This is a genomic window from Paenibacillus sp. EB106-04-04-XG159 (assembly GCF_058791835.1).
This window is the reverse complement of record NZ_JBYTDY010000007.1, coordinates 1-18,767: the sequence shown is the minus strand read 5'-3', so window position 1 is coordinate 18,767 and position 18,767 is coordinate 1. Positions and strand designations below refer to the sequence as shown.

General features: G+C 48.3%; 14 protein-coding genes. All 14 read right to left on the bottom strand.

Annotated elements, in window-relative coordinates:
- Positions 1–104: 104 nt before the first annotated feature.
- Complete coding sequence (locus tag AC3WTP_RS10295; RefSeq protein WP_492394517.1) at positions 105–2,804, bottom strand: transglycosylase domain-containing protein; 2,700 nt, start codon at positions 2,802–2,804, stop codon at positions 105–107.
- Positions 2,805–3,192: 388 nt separating this feature from the next.
- The gene (gene hfq, locus AC3WTP_RS10290) at positions 3,193–3,432 is read right to left on the bottom strand and encodes an RNA chaperone Hfq (protein ID WP_492394516.1); all 240 of its coding nucleotides are present in this window, start codon (positions 3,430–3,432) and stop codon (positions 3,193–3,195) included.
- A 46-nt stretch (positions 3,433–3,478) separates the two neighbouring features.
- Positions 3,479–4,426 (bottom strand): tRNA (adenosine(37)-N6)-dimethylallyltransferase MiaA, encoded by a 948-nt coding sequence (gene miaA / locus AC3WTP_RS10285; protein WP_492394711.1) that lies wholly within the window; start codon positions 4,424–4,426, stop codon positions 3,479–3,481.
- Positions 4,410–5,201 carry a class I SAM-dependent methyltransferase gene (locus AC3WTP_RS10280; RefSeq protein WP_492394515.1) on the bottom strand — a complete coding sequence of 264 codons (792 nt, stop codon included), beginning with the start codon at positions 5,199–5,201 and terminating at the stop codon, positions 4,410–4,412. Before AC3WTP_RS10280 ends, miaA begins: the two co-directional genes overlap by 17 nt.
- A 54-nt stretch (positions 5,202–5,255) precedes the next feature.
- On the bottom strand, positions 5,256–7,418 hold the full coding sequence (mutL, locus tag AC3WTP_RS10275; protein WP_492394514.1) for a DNA mismatch repair endonuclease MutL: 2,163 nt from the start codon (positions 7,416–7,418) through the stop codon (positions 5,256–5,258).
- A 37-nt stretch (positions 7,419–7,455) separates the two neighbouring features.
- Positions 7,456–10,194, bottom strand: coding sequence for a DNA mismatch repair protein MutS (gene mutS / locus AC3WTP_RS10270; RefSeq protein ID WP_492394513.1), 2,739 nt, complete (start codon positions 10,192–10,194; stop codon positions 7,456–7,458).
- Positions 10,195–10,785: 591 nt separating this feature from the next.
- A complete protein-coding gene (locus tag AC3WTP_RS10265) occupies positions 10,786–10,911 on the bottom strand; it encodes a hypothetical protein (RefSeq protein ID WP_492394512.1) in 126 nt (41 codons plus the stop codon).
- Complete coding sequence (locus tag AC3WTP_RS10260) at positions 10,908–12,407, bottom strand: putative amidoligase domain-containing protein (protein WP_492394511.1); 1,500 nt, start codon at positions 12,405–12,407, stop codon at positions 10,908–10,910. The genes AC3WTP_RS10265 and AC3WTP_RS10260 overlap by 4 nt, the downstream gene beginning before the upstream one ends.
- A gap of 156 nt (positions 12,408–12,563) precedes the next feature.
- Positions 12,564–13,124: an outer spore coat protein CotE gene (locus tag AC3WTP_RS10255; RefSeq protein ID WP_492394510.1), complete on the bottom strand. Its 561-nt coding sequence runs from the start codon at positions 13,122–13,124 to the stop codon at positions 12,564–12,566.
- A gap of 327 nt (positions 13,125–13,451) precedes the next feature.
- A complete protein-coding gene (locus tag AC3WTP_RS10250; RefSeq protein WP_492394509.1) occupies positions 13,452–14,501 on the bottom strand; it encodes a Gfo/Idh/MocA family protein in 1,050 nt (349 codons plus the stop codon).
- Positions 14,502–14,750: 249 nt separating this feature from the next.
- Complete coding sequence (locus tag AC3WTP_RS10245) at positions 14,751–15,740, bottom strand: aromatic acid exporter family protein (protein ID WP_492394508.1); 990 nt, start codon at positions 15,738–15,740, stop codon at positions 14,751–14,753.
- Between the two features lie 167 nt (positions 15,741–15,907).
- Entirely contained in the window at positions 15,908–16,732 is an 825-nt protein-coding gene (locus tag AC3WTP_RS10240; RefSeq protein WP_492394507.1) for an ABC transporter permease, read from the bottom strand.
- Complete coding sequence (locus tag AC3WTP_RS10235) at positions 16,707–17,504, bottom strand: ABC transporter ATP-binding protein (RefSeq protein ID WP_492394506.1); 798 nt, start codon at positions 17,502–17,504, stop codon at positions 16,707–16,709. The genes AC3WTP_RS10240 and AC3WTP_RS10235 overlap by 26 nt, the downstream gene beginning before the upstream one ends.
- 55 nt (positions 17,505–17,559) lie before the next feature.
- A complete protein-coding gene (locus AC3WTP_RS10230) occupies positions 17,560–18,573 on the bottom strand; it encodes an ABC transporter substrate-binding protein (RefSeq protein WP_492394505.1) in 1,014 nt (337 codons plus the stop codon).
- Positions 18,574–18,767: the final 194 nt, after the last annotated feature.

Here is an 18,767-nt window from a genome sequence, read left to right as displayed (position 1 = left end):
AACTTATCAATTGCGCGTCTCTAGCTTGTATTATATCTAACTTAATCTTCTCGGTTATTACCAGATTCTGATTTAAATTGACTCAGCGGGCTTCATGCTGCGGCTTATGCTGCAGGATCCAATTTATCACCTTTGCCTTTGCCTTTATCTTTGTCTTTACCATCATGACCCCCGTCTGGTTGTGAGTCGGCTGGTATATCAGAATTATTATCCTGACCATCGCCTCCTCCAGGCTGCGTCACTCCGGTATCGGTACCTCCATCAGGATTGGATACATCACCATCTCCTGTGTTGTCACCCGGCACGCCTCCATTATCCGGTACTTCAGGTACATTCGGATCACCAGGCTCTGTAACCGGCGGTTCTATTGGTTCAACAGGCACTTCCGGCTCAAGCTCAGTTGGAATGGCAATCACGACTTCATTGGACTTCGGAGATTCTTCATGTGTTTCCTTAGATGAAGCTGTAACATAATACGTGTACGTTTCACCAGGAAGAACACCGATATCTTCTACTTTCGTGTCCTTCATATCCGCCAATATCTTAGTGAACATCGTTTCCGTGCTTGACTTGCGATAGAGATTATAGTGTACATCCTTACCTTCAACCGGATTCCATGACAGAGAAATGGTCTTCGTATTCTCCGAGTAGGATCCTTGCATACCGGAAACGGCAGGGTTAGGCTTCGGCTTAACCTCTTCCTTCACTCCGCTTGGCTTAGGGAACTCTTTCTCATCAATTCCACGAAGCGCACCGGACATGATTGTACTGAACAATTCTGCAGGCTGACCGCTGCTGCCGACCATAAGATGATCAGGATCCGTCTTGTCATAGCCCATCCATACGGAAGCTGTCCATTCAGGTGTGTAGCCAACGAACCATAAATCACGCGCGCCCGTTCCTTTATATCCAGGAATTCCATGCTGCGTAGAACCAGTCTTACCGGCAACTGGACGATCCATCTGTGCTTTCGTACCTGTACCGCTGTTGACTACTTCTTGCATCATTTGAGTCATATAATAAGCTGTTTCTTCGCTCATGACTTGTTTTGGTTCAGGCTGCTTGTACTTATATACTTCGTTTCCCTTCTTATCTACGATCTGCTTAATCGTATAAGCCGGATAGAACTTACCGCCATTCGCGAATGTGTTATATGCCTCAGCCATCTCAATCGGTGTCGTACCTCTCGACATACCCCCAAGAGCAAGTGACAAGTTGTAATCCGTATCGTCAAATTCAATACCGAGGTTCTTCGCAAACTCATAGCCCGTTTTCAATCCAATTTCATTAAGCAGCCATACAGCTGGCATGTTTGTCGATCGTTTAACAGCCGTTGTCATATCGATCGGTCCAACATATTTGTTGCGGCCATAGTCTGTCGGACAATAATCGCCGAAGCATTGCTTATCATCGCGAAGTGTGGACCACGGATACCACTCACCTGTTTCAATAGCTGGAGCGTAGGTTATGATCGGCTTAAAGGACGAACCTGGTTGACGTTTTACCGTTGTACGGTTAAGGCCTTTGCGCTCGTAGTCTCGTCCACCCATCATCGCCATAATCGCGCCATTCGAATGGTCGGTGATGACCATAGCACTTTGAGATTTAATATCGTCCTTGCTCTCCTCAAAGTTACTGTCTTTATTAAATTGTTCATACATCACTTGCTGAGCATTGCTGTCAACAGTTGTCGTGATCGTATAACCTCCGCGGTAAAGCTGATCCTCAGTCAAGCCAGTCATTTCCTCAACCTCTAGTACCATGTAGTCGATAAAGGACTGATATGGTGCTGAATTATTCGTTGGCTTGCCATCTTCATCCGTTTCCGCTGCTATCGGTTCATAATCAACGGCTTTGGCTTCTTCCATTTCAGTCTGTGAGATATATCCTTGATCGTGCATCAGCTGCAATACAACCGCTCGTCTATCCTTTGATTTTTCAGGATTATTGATTGGGTTGTAGTGTGAAGGCGCCTTCGGAATAGCAGCTAATGTCGCCATTTCCCATAATTCCAAGTCATCTAGATTGCTCTTACCGAAATAAGTGATCGACGCGGCCTTCACGCCGTATGCGCCTTTACCAAAGTAGATTTGGTTCAAATACATCGTTATAATCTCTTCCTTGGAATAATGATTCTCCAAGGCAAGTGCGATCGAAACTTCAGTGGCCTTACGGAATAAGGTCTTGTCGCTCGTTAGAAACATATTCTTAGCCAGCTGCTGTGTAATTGTGCTGCCGCCTTCCACGAAGCCGCCGGCCATAATATCCCTCACCATGGCTCGGCCTATCGACCAAAGATCGACGCCTGAGTGTTCCCAGAATCGTTGATCCTCTGTCGCGATGAATGCGTCAGCCAGTAACTCAGGCACTTCACCTTCTTCGACAATTTCACGTTTCGATTCATTCGTTCCAAGCTTCGCAATCTCATTACCGTGACGATCAAGCACAGTGGATGCTTGTGCAAGCTCGAACATATCGGCAGCCTGATACTCCTTCATCAAACGTTCGCCATTAAGCAATATGAATAAATACCCGCCGACTGCTGCGAATATGGCAAGCGCTGTTGCAAAGAATAACGCCCACCATGTTTTTTTCCATGACCATTTCCGTTTGGTACGAACCAATTCTGGATTGCGACTTCTATTGCGAGGGCTGCCATTGCCACCGCCACCGCTACTGCCACTGCCAGTACCGCCGCTTCTACCAGTGCCACCACTTCTACCTTTGCTTCCGTTACTGCCTGTACTTCTCGTTCTAGATGTTAGCTCTCCCCGGTTGCGGGACGGCTTATCATGTGTAGGCATCTATTCCGACTCCCTTTTCCGTTTACATATTGTTGGACTTGCTTCGAGTCTCCCCTGACTTGCCACTGACAAGCCATTTGCTAATCACTCAATATCAATTGACGAAGGAAACCTCTCAGCGTCTCGTTGTAGACCGTCTCGCTCTTTCCGCTGTACAACATGATATACAGCTTGAACATTGTTCGCTGCGGTCATTATATAGTAATCTCTCGCGCCATCATAATTATGACGCTGTTTGCATTCTCAACTCCTTCGGCTGGAATTGCGGTATGCTCAGCTTAAAGAGTGATACGCAAGTTTGGAACGAAAAGAACAACCCCTGCGGGTTGTTCTTAACCGTTCTATTCAATAAGACGCAGTTTGCAGATAAAAAGTTTCACTTTTAAGCTTATACTTCATTCTGTTGGTCTTGCATCAGGGATACATTGCGCAGCGGCATGAATGTGGAGATCGCATGCTTGTATACCATCTGCTGACGTCCATCGCTGTCAATAACAATTGTGAAGTTGTCAAATGCGCGAATCACGCCGCGAATCTGGAATCCATTCGTCAGGTATACTGTTACTGGAATGCTCTCCTTGCGAAGTTGGTTTAAGAATGTATCTTGGATGTTAATAGATTTATTCATTATCCGTACCCCCATCATCATATTGTGTTGAAATATATTCAACTCGTCAATGTAACTTTCCTGCTATAAGTCCAGAAATTTCTAACAATTGTTTTTCGTAACAGGATGAATCGGTCACATCGAACCAGTGGATATCCTTCATCCGTCGGAACCATGACAACTGACGCTTGGCAAAATGTCGTGTGTCGCGCTTCAGCAGCACGACTGCAGCCTCGTAAGACATCTCGCCCTCCAAGTATGCGGCAATTTCCTTGTAGCCAAGGCCCTGCATCGATACAAGCTTGCGATCATAGCCTTGCGCTAGCAAGCTCTGAACCTCCTGCACAAGCCCTTGAGCGAGCATCTCGTCAATTCGTTCCTCTATACGGTTATATAGCAATTGTCTATCCATTGTCAAACCGATGATGCATAAACGGTACTGAGGCTCACGCAATTGGCCCTTGAGCTGGTCAGACATCGTCTGTCCGGTCATGTGATAAACTTCCAATGCTCGTATAACTCTCCTGACATCATTGGAATGCAATCTGCTTGCCGTTTCCGGATCAATTGCAGCTAGCCGCTGATGCAGTGCTTCATTACCGTTCTCCTCTGCATACTCCGCCATTTCCTGACGGAATGCTTCGTCCGAACCTTGATCGGAAAATTCAAATCCGTAACATAAGGATTCCACATACAAGCCTGTTCCACCTACAATAAATGGAAGCTTGCCTCTCGCTGTAATGTCCTCAATTAACTGTTTCGCACGTTCCTGAAACTCCGCCACTGAAAATGGTTCATCAGGAGAGTGGATATCCATCATATGGTGCGGAATTCCTGCCTGTTCCTCAAGCGCTAGCTTAGCTGTACCGATATCCATCTGGCGATACACCTGCATACTATCTCCAGAAATAATCTCCGCGTGGAATCGATGTGCCAGCTCCAAGCTTAGCTTCGTCTTGCCGACAGCCGTAGGTCCAACAAGCACGAGGAGCGGCAGATTAGGACTCGTTGTCATTGCCAATGTCAATCACTCCATATGCAAGCTTGGAATTCGTTCGAACGACTCGTGTGAATCCTAGACGTTCAAACTCGGTACTGTCGCGCAGCTCCTTCATCACGACAGTTTTGCGCGCTACACGGCAAGCTTCCTTGATCGAATCCTCGCTTAGCGGCTCATGATTAGCCACTTGACGCAGAGGGTCCATGTGCGCGGATGCTTCAACCGTCTCGCGAAACATCGGATCGAAGTAGACGATGTCTACTGAACGATCCTGCAAGCGGCGCAGCAAGCTATCATGCGACTCATGACACATGTGAATGCGCCTCATAGCTTCATTGACGTCGGGGATGTCAGATTCGTATCGCTGCAGACCTTCTCGCACGAGCACGTAGAGCGGAAGCTGGCTTTCACAAGCTGTCACTTCTCCTTCAGGTCCGACAACGACCGAGAATACCAATGAATCGCTGCCCAGCCCTGCAGTACAGTCCAACACGTGATCCCCTGTCACTGCGCGTGATGCCAGTATCATCGTATCTGTTTCGCCGGCTAATAAACGTTTCGCACGGATAAAGGCCATACTAGGATGATAAGTTAAATCCGTGTGCCCTGACCAGACATACCTTGTACGGTCATCCAGCAGTACGATGAAATGCTCATCCCCAAACCGTCTTGCCAATTGTGGAATGGACTGATTTCTTCGATCTAAGAAGCGACAATTCAGTTCCTTCGCTAGCTTGCGAGCTCGCTCGATGACAGGAAGCGGTGTTGAATCACCAGTCGTAATAATCATACGTTCCTCCTCATTATAAACGGTTCGCAAATGTAAATTCAAATGCGAAGGTATTCACATAATACGCTTGAACATTTTTTCTAAGTCATGATTCGTAAACTTCACCACAATAGGTCTCCCGTGAGGACAAGTATATGGCTGCTTGCACGCACCTAACCGCGCGATTAGAGTATCCGCCTCTGCTTGCGTAATGCGCTGGTTCGCCTTGATCGAAGCCTTGCAGGAGCACATGATGGCGGAAGCCTCGCGAATGCTCGTAATGTCCGGCGCTTTCTCCTTCAGAACCCAATCCAGCATCTCTTGAATCAATGACTCTTCTTCTCCTTCAGGAAACCAATGCGGATAGGATCTCACTAGAAACGTCTGCGCGCCAAATGGTTCCAAACCAAGACCAACCTGCTCCAACAAAGGGAGACGATCTCTTATTCTAGCTGCCTCATGCGTTGTCAGCTCTAATGTTAATGGCATTAATAATTCCTGGAACGCTTCAATTGGATTGCCAAATTTTTCGACATAATATTCATAGTTCACCCGCTCATGCGCGGCATGCTGATCGATCAGGAACATGCCCTCTTCATTTCCATATACCAAATAAGTACCATGATACTGACCAATATAGGCCATAGCTGGAAATGCAGGCAATGAAACGTCTCCCGACGCTGGTTGCTTATACACTTGTTCCCAAGGAACCTGATTCGTTCCTCGACCTTTGTCTATAGGCTGACGAGTGTAAGCATCTGAGCTGAAAGAACGACTTGCTGTCGAAGGCGAGCGCTGATCGGATTGCTGTCGCACCTGCTCATCTTTCTTATTAACACTGGTTTCGGCAATATTTGTCTGATTTATGCCGACCTGAGGTAGCTGTTGCTGTAGCTGTTGCGTCGCAGGTTGTATCGTGTCTGTTGAAAATGAATCCTTCGGAGCATATGTTTCATGCCCTTCTTTCTGTACCCAGGACGTTGGGCGGGGATCTGGATCGTATGAATGATCTGCCTGTTTCTCTGCTTCACTGGTTCCGCGCTGAGCGTCCAACTGTTCTAGCCCTTTATTGTCAGTAGAGCTAAACAGATCTTGTTGAATCTCGCGCGGAGTTTCCGGCGGGACTAGCTCGCCCATTGGACGCACAGGTGTACCCGCTTCATTTCTCGTAGTTCCCCAGCCCCACTTCGGCTGCTCAACCATTGTACGAATCTTCGCTTTCGCGACAGGCACCGCGAGCGGAATAAGCGGCTGACCGGATAGCTCGTTACGAAGCGTCTCTTCTACGAAATCAGTCAGTTCCGTCTCCTTGCTGAAGCGCACCTCCATCTTGGCAGGATGAACGTTGACATCCACCAGTGTAGGGTGCATCTTCGCCTGCAGAACCATCACAGGATAGCGATTGATCGGCAGCAGGGTATGATAAGCGCGAAGCGCAGCAGAGTTCAGGCTGAAGCTGCGTACGTAGCGGCCGTTGACGAACCAGGACATCGCATTGCGGTTAGAACGCGTGCACTCCGGCTTGCCAATATAGCCTTCGATCACATAGTCAAGCTGCTCCGCTTTAATCGGGATCATCTGTTTTGCAGTGTGCACGCCGTATATAGCGGCGATGACCTGCAGCAGATCGCCGTTCCCCAGCGTCTGGAGCAGCATATTACCGTTATGCTGCAACGTGAAGCCAATCTCGGGATAAGACAGCGCGAGTCGATACATCAAATCCGAGATATGTCCTAGCTCGGTCTGAATCGTCTTCATATATTTCAACCGCGCAGGCGTATTGAAGAACAACTCCTTCACGGTAAAGGTCGTCCCTTTCACCGCCTGTGCCGGGCCATGATCAATCAGTTTGCCGCCTTCAATCAGAACGCGGCGGCCTAAGCCGCTCTCGTCTGTAGCGGTCAGCATCTCTACCTTCGCGACGGCCGCGATACTGGCTAACGCCTCGCCGCGGAAGCCAAGGCTGCGGATGGCGAACAGATCGCGGGAGGTGCTGATCTTACTCGTCGCATGACGTTGAAATGCCGTCTCAACGTCATCCTCCGCTATGCCAGATCCATTATCCTTAATCTGAATCAGCGATAAGCCGCCTTCATCAACTGTGACATCGATCAGCGTGCTTCCTGCATCAATCGCATTCTCGACGAGCTCCTTCACAACAGATGCAGGCCGTTCTACTACCTCACCGGCTGCGATCTGGTTGGCAAGCTGATCATCGAGGATATGGATAACCGCCATCTCTATCCCCCCAATTTATAATATTGTTCTACACTAACTACGATTTTGACAATGCTCTCGCACGCTTCATCAGATCGTGCAGACAGTTCATCGCGTCGAGCGGAGTCATCGACATCACATCGACCTCGCCTAGCTCCTGCACGATGGAAGCCCATTCTACTGGCGGCTGAACGACAGGCGCCTGTTCGCTGCCTGCCGCCGCTTCCGCAGCAGATGCTGCTATGTGCGACGCGACTTCGGATGCTTTGCGCTCATGTACCGTCGAAGTCTTAGAAGCCTTCTTGCTCGCGGTCGAATTGTCCTCTTCACCGAACAATGACATTTGTACGATTGGCTCCGCCCCTGAAGCAGCCGCTGCTTCACCAACAGCATCGAGCTCATGCGGATCAGCTGCTTCATAATGAGTCAGCAGATCATAGGCACGCCCGATGATCGATTCCGGCAGACCCGCCAGCTTCGCACAGTAAATTCCATAACTCGTGCTGGCTGCGCCCGCAATAAGCTTTCGCAGGAAGGTTACATCGCTGCCGCTCTCTTGCACTGCCATGCACACATTGGTCAGCCGAGCTAATCTCTCTTCCAGATGAGCCAGCTCATGAAAATGAGTCGATACGAGCGCTTTGCAGCCAATGTGATCATGAACATATTCAATAACAGCCTGTGCAATCGACATGCCTTCGCTCGTGGATGTCCCGCGTCCGAGCTCATCAATGACGACCAAGCTGCGTCGTGTCGCCTTTTCGGTCATCACCTGAATGTCCATCATTTCAACCATGAACGTACTTTGTCCGCCGATCAGATCGTCAGCAGCGCCAATACGGGTGAAGATTCGATCGATAAGCGGTAGAGATGCGAACTCGGCAGGCACGAAGCAGCCCATCTGTGCCATGATGCTGATGAGTGCAACCTGGCGCATATACGTGCTCTTACCTGCCATATTCGGACCCGTGATCAGAAGCATTGAGGAATTCGCCTCATGAAGCTCGGTATCATTAGCCATGAAAGAACCATGCTGCATCACTGCTTCAACAACAGGATGCCTGCCGTTCTTAATGTTCATGTCATAGCCGTCGTGCAGCACAGGCTTCACATAACGCTGCTTCGCGCTGATAGCCGCGAGCGACTGATACACATCAAGCTCCGCTACTCTCTCTGCCAAGGCTTGCAAGCGTCTTACATGCTCATTGATTCGTGCTCGCAGCTCGCTGAACAGCTCATATTCAAGTCCGACCATCTTATCCTCGGCCTCGAGTATAAGCGCCTCCTTCTCTTTCAGCTCCGGTGTCACATAACGCTCCGCATTTGCGAGCGTCTGCTTCCGTTCGTAACGCCCTTCAGGCAGCGAAGCCAGATTCGCCTTCGTCACCTCGATATAATAACCGAACACCTTGTTATAGCCGACCTTCAAAGAACGAATTCCAGTCAATTCTCGTTCCTTGCGCTCCAGCTCCGCGATCCAACGTTTGCCGTTCACGCTCGCCTCGCGCAATTGATCCAAGTAGCTGTCGTAGCCGGTATTTATCAGGTTGCCTTCTCGTACTGAGATCGGCGGCTCTTCCACGATCGCTTTCTCGATCCATTCGGCGATGTCTGCACATGGATCAAGCTCTTCCGCTAAGCGATTTAGCGTCGCGGAGGACATCGATGAGCACAGCTCAACCAGCGCTGGCACACGCTGCAGCGACAGCTTCAGCGCGATTAAGTCACGTCCGTTAGCCGTTCCGAAAGCAATTCTCGCCACAAGCCGCTCTAGGTCATAGATAGCGGCCAGCTGCTCACGCAGCTCCTCGCGCCAGATCAATTGATGGTAGAGCGTATCTACCGCTTCAAGACGCGCTTCAATGCTTGTCCGGTTCAAGAGCGGCTTATCGATCCAACGGCGAAGCATGCGTCCGCCCATTGATGTTTCTGTCTTATCAAGCAGCCACAGGAGCGAGCCCTTCTTGGCGCGCTCGCGCACCGTTTCCGTCAGCTCTAGATTGCGGCGTGTAAATGGATCGAGCACGAGATAGTGGTCCGGCTCTACTTCGCGAATCGTCGTCAGCTGACCAAGCGAGCGCTTCTGAGTCGTCTTCAGATAGCTCATCATCATGCTAACCGCAAGCTGGCGCTCTTCGTCCAGGCGAGTCCATATCGCCTCACCGAACTGCTGGCGCGCCAAGGCATCCTCCCGGTCGGGCCACACGGTAGTCAATACATTGCGATTCCAGGCCGCTGTGATCGGCTTAATCTCCTCCAGCAGTTCCTCGTCGCCGATCATCTCTGTCGGCATATATACGTTCAATTCGTCTGTCAGCCAGCTGCTGCCTGCCAGCGCTGAGGAAACGATCAATTCGCCTGTCGACAAGTCGCATGCCGCGTAAGCATGCTTATCACCGAGCTTGGTGATGCCGACGAGATATCGGTTCATCTTCTCGTCCATGCTTTTGCCATCCATGGCCGTGCCTGGGGTTACGATGCGAATAATCTCGCGCCGCACAACACCTTTAGCTGTAGCAGGATCTTCAACCTGCTCACAGATCGCGACCTTATATCCCTTTTCCACTAAACGTTGAATATAGTTTTCCGCGGCATGATGGGGAACTCCGCACATCGGTATACGTTCTTCCCCTCCGCCATCGCGGCCAGTAAGTGTAATTTCAAGCTCCTTCGTAGCCAATAACGCGTCATCAAAAAACATTTCATAGAAATCGCCAAGACGGAAAAATAAAAACGCATCCTCCGCTTGCTTTTTTATCGACAAATACTGCTGAATCATAGGCGTATAAGTTGCCATAATATACCTCCGCCCTTTCTGTTATAACTTTATCATTATAGCAAAAAACTTACACGCCGTCGTCGTCACAGCCAAGTATGCAAAAGTTAACACGTCCTTGACAAGATTGCCACTTAAGTATGGCATCTTAATCGTATGAGTGCTTAAGTTAATGACCACTGAGTAATAGCTTGTTGACGTAAAACGTTTTTACCCAGTTATCTCATTCCAACTAGCTCGCCCGCAGTCTGTAACGCGGAAAAACCCTGTTAACTCTCACGCAGTGACTAACTTTCCCCTGCATCAACCCACCAAAGACGGTTTAACCCGGTTATCTCATACCAACTAGCTTGTCCCACAGCTTGTAACATGAAAAAACCCGCTTTGCTCTCGCGCAGTGGACTAACTATCCTCCGCTCCTATTCTCCTAAGACGGATTTACCCCGTTATCTCTTACCAACTAGCTCGTCCCGCAGCCTGTAACGCGGAAAAACCCTGTTAACTCTTGCACAGTGCCTGACAATCCTCCGCTTCAACTCTCCTAAGACGGTTTTACCCCGTTATCTCATTCCAACTAGCTCGTCCCGCAGCCTGTAACACGGAAAAACCCTTTTATCTCTCGCGTATCGCATAATAGCCGGACAATAGTCTCACGCAGCGCAGCGCTGCACAATCACATAGAAAAGCGAGGCTCGCGACTAGCGCTGCCCCGCCTAATAGTCCTTCATTTCTACTCATCCGCGCTCCCTCAGCCATGCATCCTGCACATTGGAATGCTCATTCCAATGCCAGCCTTCATCGAGATATCCTATCAATCTCCGTATCGAGCTCACATGTGATTTTTTAGTGCATTGCTCTCCGAGCTCACGCAAGATACGAATAGAAGTCTCACGATATCGCTCACTCCTTCTTCCCAATAAAAATGAACGCAGCCATTTATCCTCAGTCGCATCGCGCCGGTGCAAGCGTTCAAATTTCATTACGACCGCTTCGAAGAGCTGCAAGATATCCAGAGTCAGTTCTGGAGTATGCGTAAAGTTCGGCAGCGTTCGGTATTCGAACCCTCCTGCTCCCCCATGATCGTGCAGCCGTACATCACCAAACGTTCCATATGCAGGCCTGCGTTGCTTAAGCGAAGCAGGCTCCAGCAGCGCCAATGGCAGCGCGACATAGGTATCTAACGCTCGGATCAGCTCATGATGGAGCGGGATACCCGAGACATGAATGTGGCATCCAATCGGTAAACGCCCCAGCGGATAAGATCCGGCATACCAACTTAACGGATTAACATAGTCCGACAGCTGAATCGCTCGATCCGCTTCCCTCATCGCTAGCTGCAAATGCTTAACAAGCTGTGCGGGAGTATAAGCAGGCATAGGCCTAAGCTCCATCAGCGGATAGAGCACACGTCCCTTGATTCGGACCGCATCACAGCCCGCTGTGCCATTAACCGATAAGAAGTATGATGCAGACAGCATCCGCTGTCGTACTTCATCATACAATATGAATTCACAATCCATTCCATATTGCACTCGATTCATCTCTGACGCATTAGAGCTGTCACTGCTGTTTCCCCTCTTTAGCGCAGTACAACTTGCAGCATCAGCTTCCTGTTTCAGCTTGCGCATATATTGCTGCCACACCCATGGCGGCACTCGCTCACTAACAGGCTGCGCAGAAACAATCATATCACCGTGTTGAGGATCATCGAGTACACCTGCTGGGGTGTCATCTACAGCCTCTAAAGACGTTGCTGAATCTGCAGCAGCTTGAAGGGTAACCTGCAGCGTCTCATACCCTAACGCATAGGCCGCTCTGACAGCTATACGAGCTAATCTTCGATATGGCTGGCGACTCCATTCCCCTATAGGTTGTATGAATGAACCCCCTGACGGGGCATATGCACCTATCCCTGCCGCGACAACTTCAAACCCGAACACCCACAAAGTAATTGTGCGCACATACCGATTGCCGCTTGATAAGCTGACGCTTTTACTCCAGCCAGCTCGATCCGATACTGGTATTCCGCACAACTCCAAACGAGCTCGCATACTGACGTCAGTCCAACATTCCGCATACCGATTTATGACGCGAGCTCGACCGCGGGAATCGTTTCGATCTAACTTCAATAGCCTGCCAGCAGAGTCAGCAGCCGGATGTACAAGCCAATATACACGATGAGTATCACCTGTCGTAACCGTTCGCCATATGGACATAGAGTTATCACTCAGCATGAACATTACCACCTTGCATTAGCTGTCGTATCAGAACATTTTTAAAACAATCCAAAAAAAAGAGGGCTATCGCCCTCTACAATGATATTACTCCGGCATATTGTAAATCATGCGGGTGTTTAAAAAAGAAACCGCCGCAAACGGCTTGCGGCGATATTACACTTCCTCATCCGACAAGTCTAGTTCCATATCTTCAAAATCACTTGACTGCTCATCGAAATCGAAGTCCTTATCTTCGAAATCGTTACAGCCATTCGGGCACACCCGCACGCACACTTTCGTTTCCGCGGTCATCTCGACAACGAATTCGCGTTCTACCCGAATCGCTACACTTGAACCGCCGCCGGAGATGGTAGCTTCAACGCAGTTCGGCTCCTGCGTTGCTTCAGCGGATACTTCCTCTGTCGATGCACGATGTTTCGGATCAACATACGATAAGGGAACAAGCTCAGCATACGACACTGTTTCCTTGGCAACATCCGTCTGTGAGTTCCCGCTGTACGAATACCAAATGTTAATGTCGTAAGTACCGATTACCTCAATCCCATCCCCCGCCCGCACCGCCTCATATTGATGGTTAATAATCCATGCTCCCAATATGCTGGTCGGATTGTGAGGCGGAGTGACCGTATGTGTGACGACAGAAAACTTACGACCTTTGCCGCACACAGCTTTTGTGATGATCTCCCGGCACTGGTGTCTATCTGTAATTGCCATCTTGTGGACCTCCTCCATACAATCATTCAATTAAAGTGTATGCAGGACATAGGCGAATGTTGATTACTTAGACAAGAATAAAATAGGCGAAACTTCTATTCACCTCAAAAAACCTTTCTGCGGATCATGTTCAGCGTACAGCATGGCTATGAAACTCGCTAACGACTCCATCTTCAACGAGCAAAGCTCTATTACAGCATATGAATGAGGTAATAATTAATAACATTAACCATGTAAAAAGAATGGGACTTACATAAAAAAGAACGATCGATGGACAAGCACTCTGCCCGCGATCGTCCTATTTAACCAGACTAACTTATATACATTTTACAAATGGATGGCCTGACCTGTACGTGAAGATTCAAATGATGCCTCAATCACCTTCATAACCTGCATAACTTCCGAATTCTTAATAAATGGCTCCGCTTTTCCTTCAATTACGTCAATAAAGTTAGCGTAAAACTCTTTAACGTTCGTCTCAACAATTGGAAGCGGGTATCGAGCTACGTCGCCTTCACCACGCGGTGCCATCGTTTTCGTGAAGCCTGCTCCTGCAACAATCGGTGTCGCATCCTTAGCTTCCTCGGTTTCAAGGCGAACAAGCTCGCCTTCCATACTCCAATCCTTGATCGTAACTGTTCCTTCAGTGCCGCATACGTACCAGAGAGGCAGATTCTGATAATTAAGCGTTCCAACCTCAATATGAGCAGTCTTGCCGCTCTCAAACGTCAACAGCAGCTTGAAGCCGTCGTCACATTCCTCGTGCCATATATAGCTCATTTCACAATAGATCTTCGTGATCTTCTCATTTACCATCATCATAATGCGATCAATGAGGTGAACGCCCCAATCCAGCATCATCCCGCCGCCGTATTCTATGGAATGGCGCCAGTCGCCTGGGATACCGCGTGAACCATGCACACGAGACTCGATGTTGTATACTTCCCCAATTAGCTTCTCATCGTAAATTTTCTTAATTGTCGCATAGTCGCTGTCCCAGCGTCTATTTTGATGAACCATAAAGACTTTGCCTGTTCGCTCAGCCGCCGCCAATATCTCCTCAAGCTCATCTGACGTGATCGTTACCGGCTTCTCACAGATAACATGCTTCCCTGCTTCAAATGCTGCAATTGCAAAATCCTTATGCAAATGGTTAGGTGTCGCGATCAACACTAGATCAACATTCTGATCCTGCAGCATCTCCTCATATTGCTCATAAGCTTGATAACCAAGCTCTCTGCCATGAGCCAAACGATCTTCTTTAAGGTCGCAAACGCTTACTACATTAATTCGAGCATTATCCTGCAGATTATGTCTATGGTGACTGCCCATTCCTCCATAGCCTACAATTCCAAGTCCATATTTTCCGTTATTCATCATAACCCTCCATATGTACGCGAACGTAATATCAATACTTGTTCAGACTAATATAGTATCACAATTATGACCATATGAATCGTCACATGTTGGATACCGTTTTTAAATATTATAAATGATGATTCAAAAGTGATGTTCACTCAAAGTATAGTTTATGTAAAAATGAGATATTTGACAAGAGAAGCCGCCCCCATATACGAATATATAAGAGCGGCTATCTTCTTCTGTCCACTTATACGTTGACTTATGCTACAAATCATTCGGCATCGTTTGCTTCTTATTCTGCTTCGCTATCTTCAAGAACCGCTCCAATTCACGAATCACCTGCAAGATCGTGGCCCGGACTTCAAATTCTTCACGCGTCTTCGGCAGATCCATCTCTTTGAACTGCGGTTCTAGATCAATCAGCATTCGTTCCGTCTTGCCTGTGTATCTTTGAACCTTAACATCCTCGCTTAACTGCTCAAACACATTCGCCACGAGATGTGCCGACGGCAAAGTCTGAAACACAAGTGCCAGCAATTCCAATATGTTCTGAATGGATTCAAGCTGAGACTTCCGCATATAGAAATAAATGAGCCAATTCTCTTCATCCTTTACTTCATCCGACGGCATCACGCTGTTCTCCAGCGCTTTGGAGGCAATCTCGATTCCCTCGTCAATCAACCGACCCGCTTCCGTTATTTCATAACCATCCCATATGTGGGCAGTGTCATGAAGATGATGATTAATCTGATTAAATATACTTGAAAAATTGTCATCGATTGATCTTCGAATTTCCTGCATACGCTGATCTTCGTTCGGCATGTACACCATATTCACCAGTGTTGCCGAGCCAAGACCACACACCAGCAGCAAGACTTCATTCCAGATCATGGCGATCGACGCTTCTCCAGATGCATACAGATGAAAAACGACAACAGCGCTAGTTACAACGCCCTGCTTCAAGTTTAATCTTGCGATAATCGGAAAAGTAACCAATATGTACAAAGCCAGCACCCATAAGGAGAACCCCAACAGCTTGAATAACATTCCAGCCAGTATCAAGCTCACGATAGAAGCAAGAAATCGTGCGCTCGCAGAGCTTAAGCTGCGTTTTCTCGTCACGTCAACGGCAATTATTGCCAGTGTCCCCGCTCCAAGATGATTATGTAATCCTAACATATCCGCTAATACGATCGCCATAATCGTGGCGATCGCTGTCTTAATAACGCGGAATCCTACAATTCTGAACAGCATCTCGCAGCCCCTTTTTCCTTCGACAAAATATGATCATTTATCTGAATTCTTAAGCATTTATTATACTCAATTTACGGATATAAGCTATGACAAAGTTTTGCACCAATTTACACCACACCAATAACCCAGCGCGAATCCGCGCCAGGCTACATCGTGTTCGTGATCCGTTATCTGCGTACCCAACGTTTCTCGAAATAATCTACAGCCTGATACATCATTGTGGCAACGACTGCAATCAAGACAAGCGAAGAGAATACTAACGTAAAGTTGAACACCTGGAATCCATATATAATTAAGTATCCAAGCCCGACCTTAGATACGAGAAATTCTCCAACAATTACACCTACCCAAGCTAATCCTACATTTACCTTTAAAGCGGATACGATTGCGGGTACAGATGCAGGCAGTATTACTTTTTGAAAAATGACTCTCCTGGTTCCTCCGAACACTTGAACAACTTTGATATAATTCGGATCTACTTCCCGGAATGCATTGTAGACAACAATAGTCGTAATAATGACTGTTATCGATAGGGTTGTAGCGACGATTGCCATAAATCCAGGGCCGAAGCCGACAATAAACAGTGGACCTAATGCTACCTTAGGCATACTGTTGAATACAACCATAAAAGGATCCAGCACACGTGCGAGGAATCGGGACCACCAGATCAGAACAGCTAGCAGCGTTCCTAATAAAGTACCTAACACAAAACCAACGATCGTCTCCCCAACCGTCATCGCTAGATGCGGCCATATACTGCCGTCCATCATGTCTTTCCATATCTGATAGCCTATTTTACTCGGGTAACTGAACAGCAGGACATCAATCCATTTGAACCGCCCAGCGATCTCCCAAAGGGCAATCATCGCGATAAGAATAATGACCTGTGTCGAGATTACGCGAAAGCGAAATCTCCGTTCTTTCTTCCTATAGTTAACAAAGGTCGAGTGTACAAGTCCCTTTAGCTCAGAACGCACTAGAATCACCTCCATATCGCCGATCCGAATCCTCAAGCTCTTTCCACAGCTCATGGAATAGATCGTTGAAGCCTTCCTGCTCACGCGCATAGAACGGTTGTGCATGGCGGATCGATTCAGGTATGACAAATGATCGTCTAATGCTTCCAGGATTCCGATTCAGCACGATCACCCGGTCGCTGACCGCAATCGCTTCTGATAGATCATGCGTAACCAGAATCGCCGTCTTTTCCCTTGCCCTTAATGTTTCAACAACTAAGTCTTCCAGCTGCAGCTTGGTCTGATAATCCAATGCGGAGAAGGGTTCATCAAGAAGCAGCAGCTCCGGCTCAGTAGCAAGCGTTCGAACTAGCGCCACACGCTGTCGCATTCCGCCTGATAACTGATGAGGGAACAGCTTGCCTGTTCCCCCGAGACCCATCCCCTCCAGCAATCGCTCGACTCGCTCGCGAGATGCCGCATTCAGCTCTCCCATCAGCTCAAGCCCCATGCATGCATTCTCCATAATCGAGCGCCATGGAAATAAATAATCCTGCTGCAGCATATAACCGACATGAGACGAAGGACCCTTCACGAGCTCGTTGTAGACCCGAACTTCTCCTTTTGTCGGCTTTAATAATCCTGCAATTATGGAGAGGAGTGTAGTTTTGCCGCAGCCGCTCGGTCCAACGAGCGTAACGAATTCGCCTGGTGCGATGGAGACGGACATTTCTTCAATCGCAAGCTTCGCTTCTCGACCTGATACATACACATGTGTCACACGATCCAGTTCAACCACTGCTTCCATCTGTTCGCCTCCATTTTGATGATGTGACTGCACTACATATCATCGATCGTTCGGTTTATTTCACTTCATCAATCGCCTTATTCGCAAAATCAACCGTCACGATCTTATCCCGTCCGACCTCTTGCTTCAGCTCGCCTGCTGTCCGCAGCACATCCAGCAGATTGTTCCATTCCGCATCATCGAGGATAGGATCAGCCGCATACGATCCCTGCTCTTTATAGCGCTTTACCGCACTGACTACTATGTCGTGATCCGCATCCTTAAAGAACGGCATAATTGAATTGGCGATCTTCTCAGGATCGTTATCCTTTACCCATAACTGCGCTTTGTATATGGCGTTCGTAAACTTTTGCGCAGTATTCTTGTGCTTCTTCAAATAGCTGTCCTTCGTCATATATACGGTATAAGGCAGCTTCCCGCTTTCTACACCGAATGATGCCACTACTTTCCCCTTGCCTTCACGCTCGAATATCGAGGCTTGCGGTTCAAACAGCTGCACATATTCACCTGTTCCTGAAGAGAAGGCTGAAGCGATGTTGGCAAAGTCGACGTTTTGGATCAACTCCAGATCCTTTTGAGGGTCTATTCCGTGCTTGCGAAGGGTAAATTCGCCTGCCATCTGCGGCATTCCGCCTTTTCGTTGACCAAGAAATACACTGCCTTTGAGCTTATTCCAGTCAAACTCAGCGTCTTTATTGCGCTGCATCAGGAATGTACCGTCCGTTTGGGTTAATTGTGCGAAGTTGATAATCGGATCATCCGAGCCCTGCTGATACACGTAAATCGAAGTTTCGGATCCAACCAAGGCAATATCAATCACACCTGACAGCAGTGCAGTCATCGTCTTATCGCCGCCCGCAGTCGTCTGTAGTTCTACTTCTAAGCCCTCTTCTTCAAAGAAGCCCTCTGATAATGCCACATATTGCGGCGCGTAAAATATCGTTCTTGCCACCTCGCCTAACCGAACCTTCTCCTTCTCGCCTGAGCTCTTACCGCAACCGCCCAGTATAACTGACAAGAAGAGGACGGCCATTACAGAAATCAAGCCTACACGCTTCAATGGCCGCATCCATATAACCCCCTCATGAAAATGCAAAGCATAAGCGCCAACCCTTATATGGGCGGCTGCTAGTGCAGTGTATGCAGGCTCCTGCCTGTTGGTTAACGCAAAGAAGGCCCCCCTGAATAAACTGTACCCTGTCGAGTAGACACTTTAAAAAAGTCTCTCGATAGGGTACTTTTGTTTTTAACAGCTAAATGAGA

Coding starts and splice junctions, on each gene's coding strand:
- AC3WTP_RS10295 (WP_492394517.1), bottom strand. CDS start 2,804: ATGCCTACACATGATAAGCCGTCCCGCAACCGGGGAGAGCTAACATCT.
- hfq (WP_492394516.1), bottom strand. CDS start 3,432: ATGAATAAATCTATTAACATCCAAGATACATTCTTAAACCAACTTCGC.
- miaA (WP_492394711.1), bottom strand. CDS start 4,426: ATGACAACGAGTCCTAATCTGCCGCTCCTCGTGCTTGTTGGACCTACG.
- AC3WTP_RS10280 (WP_492394515.1), bottom strand. CDS start 5,201: ATGATTATTACGACTGGTGATTCAACACCGCTTCCTGTCATCGAGCGA.
- mutL (WP_492394514.1), bottom strand. CDS start 7,418: ATGGCGGTTATCCATATCCTCGATGATCAGCTTGCCAACCAGATCGCA.
- mutS (WP_492394513.1), bottom strand. CDS start 10,194: ATGGCAACTTATACGCCTATGATTCAGCAGTATTTGTCGATAAAAAAG.
- AC3WTP_RS10265 (WP_492394512.1), bottom strand. CDS start 10,911: ATGAGTAGAAATGAAGGACTATTAGGCGGGGCAGCGCTAGTCGCGAGC.
- AC3WTP_RS10260 (WP_492394511.1), bottom strand. CDS start 12,407: ATGCTGAGTGATAACTCTATGTCCATATGGCGAACGGTTACGACAGGT.
- AC3WTP_RS10255 (WP_492394510.1), bottom strand. CDS start 13,124: ATGGCAATTACAGATAGACACCAGTGCCGGGAGATCATCACAAAAGCT.
- AC3WTP_RS10250 (WP_492394509.1), bottom strand. CDS start 14,501: ATGAATAACGGAAAATATGGACTTGGAATTGTAGGCTATGGAGGAATG.
- AC3WTP_RS10245 (WP_492394508.1), bottom strand. CDS start 15,740: ATGCTGTTCAGAATTGTAGGATTCCGCGTTATTAAGACAGCGATCGCC.
- AC3WTP_RS10240 (WP_492394507.1), bottom strand. CDS start 16,732: ATGGAGGTGATTCTAGTGCGTTCTGAGCTAAAGGGACTTGTACACTCG.
- AC3WTP_RS10235 (WP_492394506.1), bottom strand. CDS start 17,504: ATGGAAGCAGTGGTTGAACTGGATCGTGTGACACATGTGTATGTATCA.
- AC3WTP_RS10230 (WP_492394505.1), bottom strand. CDS start 18,573: ATGCGGCCATTGAAGCGTGTAGGCTTGATTTCTGTAATGGCCGTCCTC.